Here is a 12016-nt window from a genome sequence, read left to right as displayed (position 1 = left end):
CTGCCTCCAGACCTGATCTGGGTGAACTGGATGAGATCAGAAAAAGGTCATCTGGAACGAATTGCCGGATTTGTCACGCACCAGCGACAAGGCATTGGTCGATTTGCCCTTGATTTGATCAGGTAGGCGCACAAATGACAAGCTATTGACTGCGCTATCGCCGCGCATGAATCCACGCACGAAATACTCTACTAAGACATCGCCTTTTGCCTTATCAAGCACCTTGGGCACCAATGCAAATGTCGCAGTGACCATGGGCCAAGTGTTATTACCACCCTTGTTGATCAGCCTTTCGTCAAAGTCACCTTTGGTTGACCAGCCGCTATTCAACAATGCATCGGTAATACTGGCAGGTCCTGCTTTTGCGGCACGGCCGGCACCGTTGATCAATCGGACATCCGTCAAGCCCAACTCAACAACGGTTGCATAATCCACATAGCCAATTGCCCCTTCGGTAGCCTTGACCGATGCTGCCACGCCACTCGCTCCTTTTACCTGTACGGCCCAAGCCGGCCATTTGATGTTGAAACCAACACCCTGATTGACCTTCCAGTCAGGCGATATCTGCGCCAGATACTCGGTCAGCGCATATGTCGATCCAGAACCGTCCGAACGTACAACCAATTTTATTGGCCTAGATGGTACGCGCTCCCCATCATTCAAGGCCACAATCGCCGGATCAGTCCACTCCACAATCTTGCCACTGAATATCTTGGCCAGCAGCTCCCCATTCAGTTTGACTTGACCTGACTTGACGCCTGGCAGGTTTACCACCGGCACGACAGCAGTCACTGCAGTCGGAAAGGCAACCAAGCCGGCCTTGGCCAGTTCTGCACCAGGTGGCAATGCATCGGTTGCACCAAAATCGACCTTGCCCGCTTTAACTGCCTCCAAGCCCTTTGCTGAACCAATCGGATCGAACCGAAGCGAGTGGCCACCATTCTTTTGAATCTCTGCCGCCCATTTGGCGTAAAGCGGCGCCGCAGCGGATGAACCTGCCCCAGACAACTCTATTGCATGCGTGTACGGTGTCCAGACACAAATCACTACTACCGAAACAGCCAGATACAAGTTGCGCACGGTTCCCTCCCCAATCAATTCAACATTGCTCAACGGAGCTTAGCCCATCTTGCCCTGCCACACTACTTGGCGCCGTGTTACTTCAGTGCCTGGAGATAGCGATTTTCGAGAAATACGCAGCACAGCCCCAACTGCAATCAATATCGTTTCATCACATGCTGACGGGCAGCAGGCAAGAACTCCATCCCCAACCTGCCATTTCATTCACCGACAAGAATGGCCATAGCGATCACAGCATCAAGGTCATTCGCGACATGATTCTGACCTACTTGGCTATTTTCATCGTAGCCAACTTTTAAAGCCCAATGCGATGACATCGCATCACGCAAAAATGAAGCCGGGGAGGTGGTAAATACCCCTCCCCGGCTTTGTCCAACGATGACGATGAATTAGAAGAAACTCATCGGCAACGGCTGGCCAGCCTTATCACGGATTGCTGACAAGGTATTGGTGGCCTTGCCCTGCACGGTAACAGGCAGCGGTGCATAAGACATTGAGTTGACTGCACGATCCCCAGACATAAAACCTCGAATAAACAATTGCGCTGCGGCAGTCGTGCGCGGCACGTTGTCGGCCACCTTGGGCATCACCGCGAACATTGCTGTCGCGATTGGCCAACTGCCTGAACCTCGCATATTGGTCAACTTTTCATCGAAATCGCCTTTGTTAGGCCAGCTACTGTTCTGCAACGCCTCGATAAAAGCATTAGGCGTAGCGCGGACAAATTTCCCAGCATGGTTTTCCATGCGAACGTCGGCAAGCCCTTGTTCAACAGCGGTACCGAAATCAACATAACCTATCGCACCTTCAGTATTCTTAACAGCAGCGACCATTTCCGCCGAGCCCTTGACTGCTGTGGTACCTGCAGGCCATTTGACGATGTAACCAGTACCGAATGCAGACTTCCACTCCGGTGACGTTGCGGAAAGGTAACTGCTCAAATGCAAGGTAGAACCAGAATTATCGGCACGGGTAATCACCTTGATTGGCTTAGAGGCCGGATGATTACTCTCATTCAATGCCACGATGGCCGGATCTGCCCAATCGGTAATCTTGCCGCTCATGATGCGGGCTAGCACGTCACCATTAAGACGCAGCTGACCACCTTTGAAGCCCGGTACATTCACCACCGGCACCAAACCGGTCATCACCGTCGGGAATGCCACCATGCCAATCTTGCTCAGCTCTGCATTACTGGGCGGCGCATCCGTCACGCCAAAATCAATCTTACCTGCTTTGACCGCATCAATGATTTTGACTGGACCCATGGTTTCGTATCGCAGACTATGGCCGCCATTTTTCTGCCACCCATCCGCCCACTTCGAGTAAATCGCCCCGGCCGATGGCGCACCAGCGCCCATCACCTCAACAGCACCCACCTGTTGAGCCAAACCCAACGAAACCAAAACAGCTACCAATGACATGGAACTACGGATAAACACCACAACACACCTCAACAATCAATCATTAATCAGGAGCACTGTCCCAAACAGTGCTAACAAACGCTGGACTTGCTTACAACCACGCTCAAGGAAAAGATGCTCACTAGCGACAACTTCATTCAACATCAGATACTTGAACTGAAAATCTCGGCAGAAAAATGGCTACCCGATCAATAGAATGGCCCCAGCCCAACCAACAACACATTTGCATTAATTCTATCAATTACTAGAATATCAATAAAGTATTATAAAATAATAGACATGTCAGTATTACTACCAATAAATTCAACTTTAAATCAAACAATACATTGTTTTAAAACGAATAAAATAAACATCCAACATGAAAAGCAAATAGCGAAACCCCAGAAAAATCTTGGCATAACTACCTACAAATCTCAAAAATATACCAACAAATAATTTATCTTTATTGAATATATAAATAACATGAGCAAATGCCGAACATGACAGTGCTGTAGCGGCATCAGGCGGTCAATTCGTAAAACTACGAAAACCAGCACCAATCCGACGAAAGGAAAAACAGACGAGATGATGAGAAGAAATCGCAGGGCGAGGTGCAGCAGCTCCATCACGCACTGCAAAAAAACCTGCCACACCACCAGAGAATGCAAGCAATGAAGCTTATGCCCATCAATTTATAGGAGGCAATGATCAGGTTTTGGCGGTACGTCCAACCTAGACCTAGCCAGCATTCACAGCATAGGCACCAGTGCCTCGTCGAACCATCAAGTAATATCGCCCCACAACACAAGCCAGAGCCAAGCCTTGCCAACAGCCATGCGATCCAACATCAAAACATGTTGAATCCAATAGCCAAACAGAACCCGCTCACATCGAGATGGAATTCAGAGGAGAAATCAAAGAAAGGAAGAACTACTCGAAGCGGTAATCAATACCAATGGTTGCCGCAGCCTCCCACTTACCACCAGGCGGCTGCCAAGCAGACGGACTATGTGCCTGCGCACGCTCCATGCTTTGCCATTCTCGATCAAGCATAGCATTCAGCGATGGATTGGCATTATTGATACCAACATACCGCGGGCGGCCTGCCTGAGCCATACCGACATCTGCAACCAGATTCAAACCGGTAGGCTTGAGGCGAGCACGGCTGAGATCCACCCCCAGTAACGGCGCAAGCTTGCCAATTGTGAACTGACCAGCCGTCAAGGCCACATCTTTGACACCCTGTCCAATTGACTGCGCCAAGCTAACCAGCTTGATACCCACCATGCTCAGTGGGTTATCAGATTGCCCTGAATAAGGGTGCGCATCAGTTACCACATCAGCAGACGACCCGGCAGATTCAATATGAGGCAAATACGAAGAACCCAACCCAGGCTCGGGCAGATTATTGGGTGTAATGAGGGGCTGCACCATAAAGCCGGGCAAACGCGCCACCATATCACGGGGAATGAAAACGGGAATACTGCGGGGTGATTCCTCACCCCGCAGCTCCACTGGTTCGATGAGCGGGTTGCACCCTACTGGCGCCCCAGCCACTGGAATGCTTACCGCACCCAGCAGCATGCCGCACAGGCAGCACCGCAACTTCATCGCGTCTCCTCAACAAGTGCGATTTATTAATATGTATATAGCACCGCACCACCCAAATTGGAGTGGAATGTAAACTCTAAATTTTCCACTGTCAACAATAAGTAGTTACCCGAATGGTTAAACCAATACCTTGAATCGCATTGTTTTTTACTGAACAACGTTCATTAAGGAAAGCCGGGCCGATGCCATATAACTCTTGAATCCACCAGAAAGCCCGTCAATACTAGGTTGAATACCGATTGACATGCCACTGGCACACACATCACACCCATTGATGCAATGCTGCTTTATGACAATATAATGATATTTGATACAACAAACGTCAACAGGATTTCGATCACTTGTGACACAATGCAAAGTATGTTGAACGAACGCTCGCAAATCCTGCTCAAGACACTGGTCGAACGCTATATCTGCGACGGCCAGCCGGTTGGCTCCCGGACGCTATCCAAATATTCCGGGCTTGACCTGTCAGCTGCCTCCATACGCAATGTCATGGCAGATCTTGAAGAAATGGGCTTCATCACCAGCCCCCACACGTCGGCTGGCCGCATTCCGACGCCACTGGGCTACCGAGTATTTGTCGACACATTACTGACCGTCAAACCACTGCACTCTGTTGAGATCCATCAACTGGAAGAGCAACTGCATCCAGATAACCCGCAACGATTAATCAGTTCAGCCTCCCAATTGTTATCCGAACTGACACAGTTTGCCGGCGTGGTGATGTCCCCAGTTCCTAGCAATGTGTTCAAACACATCGAATTCATTCCACTCTCCGAAAAACGGGTGCTCTTGATTCTGGTAACCCCCGAGGGTGATGTGCAAAATCGAATGCTGCTGACCGATCGCACGCATACCCAGGCAGAACTGACCTTGGCCAGCAACTTCTTTAATCTGCATTTCGCCGGTAAGACGCTGGACGACATCACCCTTTCACTGCGCGATGAATTGAAGCAATTGCAGGTGGACATCAGCGCCCTGATGACTGCGGCGCTCGCCGCCAGCAATGAAACACTTAGTGCAGGAGGACAATACGTGATTGCAGGCGAGCGTAACCTATTGAATATTGATGATTTTTCATCCAACGTTAATAGCCTGCGTCGACTATTCGACCTGTTCGAACACAAAACAGAAATGTTGAAGTTGCTGGAAATCAGCCGACAGGCTCAAGGTGTGAAGATTTACATTGGTGGCGAATCAGGTGTCGTCCCGCTGGATGAGTTCTCCGTTGTCACCGCACCTTACGAAGTGAATGGAGAAGTCGTTGGCACAGTAGGTGTCATTGGCCCCACACGCATGGCTTATGAGCGAGTGATTCCAATCGTGGATGTAACCGCCAAATTACTATCCAGCGCATTAACAGTAGCCACGCACGCCTGAGCATAAACCCACGCCATAAAAAAACCGGCAATGACATGCCGGCTTTTTTCCATACCCTGCAAGATCTTATGCCATCCGGCGTAACACCTCTTCCTTACCGATCAATGTCAGAACCGCATCAATCGACGGAGTCTGGGTGGTACCACATACCTTCACCCGCAGCGGCATACCCAATTGACCCATCTTGACACCCTCCTCTTCGCAGAAGGGCTTGAACAGGCCATGGATCGCTTCAGCAGTCCAATCCGACAACCCAGCCAACCTGGCTGCGAAACGGGCCATACGAGCCGCAGAAGCGTCATCCAGATGCTTGGCCAAGTCTTCGGCAGACGGGGCACGCTTCTGGTAGAAGTAATCGCACTGCTCTGCCAAGGCATTCAGATCCTGCACCCGCTCCTTGACCAAACCAATCACCGCCGCCAAGACAGGCCCGGCATCTGTGACAATACCCTTATCCGTCAGGCGCGGTAAAACCAGATCAGCCAAACGGATGTTGTCTGCAGCCTTCATATGCTGTGCATTCAACCACATCAGCTTTTCTTTATCAAAACGCGACGGGCTGGGGCTAACTCCCTCCAGGCTGAACCATTCCACAAACTGATCCACGGTAAAGAATTCCGCATCGCCATACCCCCACCCCAAACGCGCCAAATAGTTCAACAGCGCTTCAGGCAGGATGCCCATGGTGGCATATTCCACCACGCTCACCGCATCACGACGCTTGGACATCTTCTGGCCATCTTCACGCAGAATCATCGGCAAATGGCCGTAAACCGGCACAGGTGCGCCCAATGCTTTCAGAATATTGATCTGACGCGGCGTGTTGTTGACGTGATCATCCCCGCGAATCACATGGGTGATGCCCATATCCCAGTCGTCCACCACCACGCAGAAGTTATAGGTTGGCGCACCATCACCGCGGGCAATGATCAAGTCATCCAACTCATCATTGCTGATTTCGATACGGCCCTTCACCGCATCATCCCACGCTACCACGCCATCTAATGGCGTCTTAAAGCGCACTACAGGCTGCACGCCAGCAGGTGGAGGGGGTAATGTTTTACCTGCCTCCGGGCGCCAACGCCGGTCGTAACGCGGCTTCTCACCCCGTGCTTCGGCATCGGCACGCATCTGGTCCAACTCTTCCTTCGAACTGTAACAGTAATAGGCGGTACCTGTGACCAACATTTCCTGGATGACGGCCTTATAGCGGTCAAAGCGATGGGTTTGATAGAACGGGCCTTCGTCATGCGCCAACCCCACCCATTGCATGCCATCCAGAATCGCCTTGACAGATTCAGGGGTGGAACGCTCCAGATCGGTGTCTTCAATGCGCAACACAAAGGTGCCGCCATGCTTACGGGCAAAAGCCCAGGAGAACAGTGCGGTGCGTACACCGCCAATGTGAAGATAGCCGGTAGGGCTAGGAGCAAAACGCGTGCGAATCATGATGAACGTATCGTTGCGGGAAAACGGTACATTCTACCTGAAAAATGTAGGCCACCTAAGCACGGGCTTGGGTCCCACTGACTCGCCACAGCCAGTAGCTGCAGATTTGCTGGGCAGTCACCCTGTGTTTTGATGAGGGTATTTACTGAGCATGCAAATAGGAAACCCAGCGCGCACGACTTGGCCTGTCATTTTATTGACGGATGATGATGACAGGCCAAGTGGCAAAGCCAGCCGGATGATTACCTCAGCACCCCATCTTCCATATGCAGAATCCGGTCCGCCTTGGCGGCCAGCTCCTGATCATGTGTAACCAGCACCAGCGAGGTGCTCAATTGTCGGTTCAAGTTCAGCATCAGCTCATACACCTCATTGGCTGTCTTGCGATCCAGATTGCCGGTAGGTTCATCGGCCAACAAGCAGGCGGGCTTGGTAACCAACGCCCGAGCGATGGCAGCACGTTGGCGCTCGCCGCCAGACAGCTCACCCGGCTTGTGGGTCAGACGATGCCCCAGGCCAACTTGCTCCAGCATCTGCTTGGCTTGCTGCGTAGCAGATGCCGCCGTTTCACGACGGATCAGCAAAGGCATGGCGACGTTCTCCAGCGCGGTGAATTCTGGCAGCAGATGGTGGAACTGATAAACGAAACCCAAAGCCCGATTGCGCAATTCCCCCTTGCGGCGCTCATCCAGCTTGGCGATCTCTTGGCCATCAATCTGGATCTGGCCACGTGTCGGGCTATCCAAGCCGCCCACCACATGCAGAAAAGTGCTCTTGCCAGAACCGGAAGCACCCACGATCGCAACGATCTCGCCCTTTTCCACCGTGAAATCGATACCCCGCAAGACGGGTACTTCCGTTTTGCCCTGCAGGAAGATCTTTTCAACCGCCTGACAATGAATGATTGGCTTACTCATAGCGCAGTGCCTCCGCCGGATTGATGCGGGCAGCACGCCAGCTTGGGTAGATCGTGGCCAACAGGGAAAGAATCAACGACACAACGGTGATGGTCGAAACATCCATCCATTGAAGGTCAGAGGGCAATTCGGTAATGAAATAGACTTCGCCTGCCAGAATTTTGGTGCCGATGAAACGTTCGATGGTCGGTACGATCACGTCGATATTCAGCGCCGTCACAATGCCAGCAAGGGAACCAATGATGGTGCCGATGAAACCGACAATCGATCCCTGAACCACAAAAATCTTCATGATGGAACCTGGCGATGCCCCCATGGTGCGCAAGATGGCGATATCAGCCTGCTTGTCGGTGACCGTCATCACCAGCGTGGAAACCAGATTGAATGCCGCCACCGCCACAATCAAGGTCAGGATGATGAACATCATGCGCTTTTCGATTTGTACCGCACGGAAATAATTGGCGTTTTGTTGTGTCCAGTCCATCACATAGGCATCCGCTTTCAGTGTATGGATCAGATTCCGTGCGACGCTGGGCGACTGCATCACATCATCCAGTTTCAAACGAACGCCGCTGACATCATCACCAAAACGAAACAACTTTTGCGCATCTGTCATATGAATGTAAGCCAAGGTGTCGTCGTATTGGAACAGGTCCATCTCGAACACACCCACCACCGTGAACTGCTTGAAGCGTGGCATAGTGCCCACTGGGGAAACCTGGCCCTGCGGTGTGATCAAGGTAACTTTGTCACCAGGCTGTACACCTAACTCACGCGCCACCCCACGCCCCAAAACCATGCCAAACGCACCGGGCACAAGAGCATCCATGCGACCATGCTTCATGTGCTTGGCCACATCAGACACTGTGGCTTCAGCAACTGGCAGAATACCTTGGACGGCAATACCCTTGACTGTGGTATCAAAGCTCAGCAGACCTTGCCCTGTGACATAAGGTGCGGTCGCCACCACCTGTTTGTTTTGTTTGACCTGGCTCGTAACATACTGCCAATCCATCAACCGGTCGCGCGGGCCGACCACCTGCACATGCGACACCACTGACAGCATGCGTGCCCTGACTTCTTTCTGAAAGCCGTTCATCACCGACAACACCACGATCAAAGCCCATACGCCCAGCGCAATGCCGACCATGGAAGCACCGGAGATAAAGGAAATAAAATGATTACGCCGCTTGGCGCGCGTATAGCGCAAGCCGACGAACAACTCAAATGGCGTCAACGGACATTACCTCAATTTATGGAGCCGGCAGTGTGCCACATCCGAGAAGTCGGCTCCAGTTTATGCCAACCCGAAGGCACAGCGACGGCCATGCCTATTCAGTGATCAATCAACACTGACCGAAGGAAAAAACTGCATCAATGGTGGAAATGGTAAGTGTAGAATGCGCGCTTTCCCGTCATGCCCGCATTCATCGCTCATGCATCTGACGCTTGTCACCCCGCATTTGTTCTGGCCTGATCCGGCACTGCCGGAAATCTACCGTGACCTGCCCTTGCCCGCATTAAGCTGGCTACTATCCCGTGGTGCACATGCACCTCAGCCCCTGTCACTACACCACTGGCTGGCGCAGCGGTTTGGCATGTCGACGGATGGCATGTTGCCCTGGGCGCCATTGAGCCTGTTGCTGGACGGTACCGAACCGGCTGGAGATTACTGGATGCGCGCCGACCCGGTGCACCTGCAAGTCAATCGCGACCAATTGATTCTGGCGGACAGCGGGATTCTGTCGATCACCCAATACGAGGCCGATGCAATTATGGCTTCACTCAATCAACATTTTTCGGAAGATGGTCTGCATTTCATCGCCCCCTATCCCAATCGCTGGTATCTACGCTGCAATCAAACACCCCACATCACGGTAGTACCGGTCGAGCACGTCATCGGGCAGGATATCCATCGCCACCTACCACAGGGGCACGACGCCATGCACTGGCACCACCTGCTGAACGAACTGCAAATGCTGTTGTACAACCACCCAGTCAATGATGCACGAGATGCGGCAGGCGACCCGACGATCAACAGTATCTGGCCTTGGGGCGGCGGCACTTTGCCGCCAAGCTTGCACAAGCCTTATCAACAATGCTGGGCAGATCAACACGAGGCGGCCGCACTGGCCCACGCCGCCCAACTACCCTTTGACAACTTGCCCGCCACAGCAACCGTATGGCATGGTCAAGCGCAGGGCGAGCAACAACTGATTATCCTTGACAGCTTAAGCGGGGCTGCCTCCTATGGCGATGCCTATGGTTGGCGGGAAACGCTGTTACACCTGGAACAAGACTGGTTCACCCCAATGAAAACACTATTGGCCAGTGGACAACTCAATAGCCTATTGCTAGTGGCCCCTGGGTATTTTGATTGCCTTATCAAACCGACTGCACGCTGGCAGTTCTGGAAAGGCAGCCAATCGCTCGGCCATTGGGCATCCGCTGGAGATCCGACATGAGCACGATTCGTACCCGCCCCTATCAATCCACCCATGTTGAACAGCTGGTCAGTAGTGGTTTGCCTCCACTGTTTGCACGCCTTTACGCTGCGCGCGGAGTCAGTCATCCAGGTGATTTGGAAACCGGCCTGGACAAACTGATTCCATTTCATCAACTGAAGAACGTTGAAGCCGCCGCCAGCCGACTGGCCGATGCCATTGCGCACCGTGAACGCCTGTTGATCGTTGCCGATTACGATTCAGACGGCGCCACGGCCTGTGCTGTCGCCATGCGTGCATTAAACGCCATGGGCGCTACAGTTGATTTCATCGTCCCCAACCGATTTGAATATGGTTATGGCCTGACGCCCGAAATTGTCGAATTGGCAGCCCAGCGACAACCCGACCTGCTGATCACCGTTGATAACGGCATTGCCAGCGTCGACGGCATCCAAGCTGCCAAGACACTTGGCATTGACGTACTGGTTACCGACCACCATTTACCGGGCGATACATTACCAGAGGCATTGATCGTCAACCCCAACCAGCCGGATTGTCCGTTCCCTAGCAAGAGTCTGGCTGGCGTCGGCGTCATTTTCTATGTCATGCTGGCCTTACGGGCCGAATTGCGCCAACGTGGCGCATTTGGCGATGGCAGTGGCCCCAATTTGGGCAATCTACTTGACTTGGTCGCACTTGGCACAGTGGCCGATGTTGTCAAACTCGACCACAACAACCGCATTCTGGTCAGTCAGGGGTTGGCGCGTATGCGTGCCGGCCGGGCCGTACCGGGCATTCTGAGCCTGTTTCGCATTGCTGGTCGCCAATTTGCCCAGGCCAGCTGTTTCGACTTGGGCTTTACCTTAGGCCCACGCCTGAATGCTGCCGGCCGGTTGGACGACATGTCACTGGGCATTGCCTGCCTGCTGACCGACAATGTGGACCATGCACTGGCATTGGCCAGCGAACTGGATCGACTGAACCGGGAGCGTCGCAACATCGAAAGCGGCATGCAGGAAGAAGCCCTAGCGATTCTGGATGGATTGAACGCCGATGACCGTTATGCAATCAGTTTGTACCGGAATGATTGGCATCAGGGCGTAATCGGCATTCTGGCCTCACGCGTCAAGGATCGTTTTCATCGGCCGACTATTGTATTTGCCCCTGGCCACGAGGGAGAGATCAAAGGCTCCGGACGCTCTATCGGCCCACTCCATTTGCGTGATGCACTGGATTTGCTCTCCAAGCGTTATCCAAATTTGATCCTGAAATTTGGCGGTCACGCTGCTGCAGCCGGGCTGACCATTCGTGAGTGTGACTTTGAACACTTCAAGCAGGCGTTTGATGACGTGGCACGCAGCCTGCTGCACGCCGACGATCTGGCGCGCGAATTCCTGACCGATGGCGAGCTGAGTGCTCGCGAATTCTCGCTGGATATTGCCGCCAATCTAAATCGCCACGTATGGGGACAAGGTTTTCCCCAACCCGCCTTTCATGGGGAATTCCATGTCGCCAATCAGCGCGTGGTTGCAGACAGACACCTTAAACTCAAGCTGGCCAACCAGGGCCAAGTGCTGGATGCCATGCTGTTCAATCACGCCACTCCTTTACCGGAACGGGTGCGGGCCGTCTATCGGCTCAGTGCCAATGAGTACAATGGCAATACGACGCTACAACTGATTTTGGAACACTGGGAAACGGCTTGAAGCAACAAAAAAGCGAGATGAAT

The 12016-nt window shown here is 52.7% G+C and carries 9 protein-coding genes; 3 read left to right on the top strand and 6 right to left on the bottom strand.

The window, feature by feature from the left end:
* Nucleotides 1-36 precede the first annotated feature (36 nt).
* From pstS (FFS57_RS15130) to FFS57_RS15120, 3 genes are all read right to left on the bottom strand, one after another.
* Nucleotides 37-1080, bottom strand: a complete 1044-nt coding sequence (gene pstS, locus FFS57_RS15130) for a phosphate ABC transporter substrate-binding protein PstS (protein ID WP_171013977.1) — start codon at nucleotides 1078-1080, stop codon at nucleotides 37-39.
* 389 nt (nucleotides 1081-1469) lie between these two features.
* The gene (gene pstS, locus FFS57_RS15125; RefSeq protein WP_137938649.1) at nucleotides 1470-2522 is read right to left on the bottom strand and encodes a phosphate ABC transporter substrate-binding protein PstS; all 1053 of its coding nucleotides are present in this window, start codon (nucleotides 2520-2522) and stop codon (nucleotides 1470-1472) included.
* 891 nt (nucleotides 2523-3413) lie between these two features.
* A complete protein-coding gene (locus FFS57_RS15120; protein WP_137938648.1) occupies nucleotides 3414-4094 on the bottom strand; it encodes a hypothetical protein in 681 nt (226 codons plus the stop codon).
* Nucleotides 4095-4454: 360 nt separating this feature from the next.
* Here FFS57_RS15120 and hrcA point away from each other — a divergent pair, with 360 nt between their 5' ends.
* Nucleotides 4455-5477, top strand: a complete 1023-nt coding sequence (hrcA, locus tag FFS57_RS15115; protein ID WP_137938647.1) for a heat-inducible transcriptional repressor HrcA — start codon at nucleotides 4455-4457, stop codon at nucleotides 5475-5477.
* Nucleotides 5478-5543: 66 nt separating this feature from the next.
* On the opposite strand, the gene gltX is transcribed toward hrcA, so the two are convergent.
* The 3 genes from gltX to FFS57_RS15100 form a co-directional block, all read right to left on the bottom strand.
* Nucleotides 5544-6929, bottom strand: coding sequence for a glutamate--tRNA ligase (gltX, locus tag FFS57_RS15110; protein WP_137938646.1), 1386 nt, complete (start codon nucleotides 6927-6929; stop codon nucleotides 5544-5546).
* A gap of 239 nt (nucleotides 6930-7168) precedes the next feature.
* Nucleotides 7169-7843 carry a lipoprotein-releasing ABC transporter ATP-binding protein LolD gene (gene lolD, locus FFS57_RS15105; protein WP_137938645.1) on the bottom strand — a complete coding sequence of 225 codons (675 nt, stop codon included), beginning with the start codon at nucleotides 7841-7843 and terminating at the stop codon, nucleotides 7169-7171.
* Nucleotides 7836-9080, bottom strand: a complete 1245-nt coding sequence (locus FFS57_RS15100; RefSeq protein ID WP_137938644.1) for a lipoprotein-releasing ABC transporter permease subunit — start codon at nucleotides 9078-9080, stop codon at nucleotides 7836-7838. Before FFS57_RS15100 ends, lolD begins: the two co-directional genes overlap by 8 nt.
* Nucleotides 9081-9279: 199 nt before the next feature.
* On the opposite strand from FFS57_RS15100, the gene FFS57_RS15095 reads away from it, so the two are divergent.
* Both FFS57_RS15095 and recJ read left to right on the top strand, forming a co-directional pair.
* Entirely contained in the window at nucleotides 9280-10308 is a 1029-nt protein-coding gene (locus FFS57_RS15095; RefSeq protein WP_171013976.1) for a phosphoglycerate mutase, read from the top strand.
* On the top strand, nucleotides 10305-11993 hold the full coding sequence (gene recJ / locus FFS57_RS15090; RefSeq protein WP_137938642.1) for a single-stranded-DNA-specific exonuclease RecJ: 1689 nt from the start codon (nucleotides 10305-10307) through the stop codon (nucleotides 11991-11993). Before FFS57_RS15095 ends, recJ begins: the two co-directional genes overlap by 4 nt.
* Nucleotides 11994-12016 lie beyond the last annotated feature (23 nt).

Origin of the sequence: Chitinivorax sp. B (assembly GCF_005503445.1) — a bacterium.
Taxonomy (GTDB): Bacteria; Pseudomonadota; Gammaproteobacteria; order Burkholderiales; family SCOH01; genus Chitinivorax.
The sequence above is the reverse complement of the archived record's forward strand: the minus strand, read 5'-3'. Positions and strand labels throughout refer to the sequence as shown.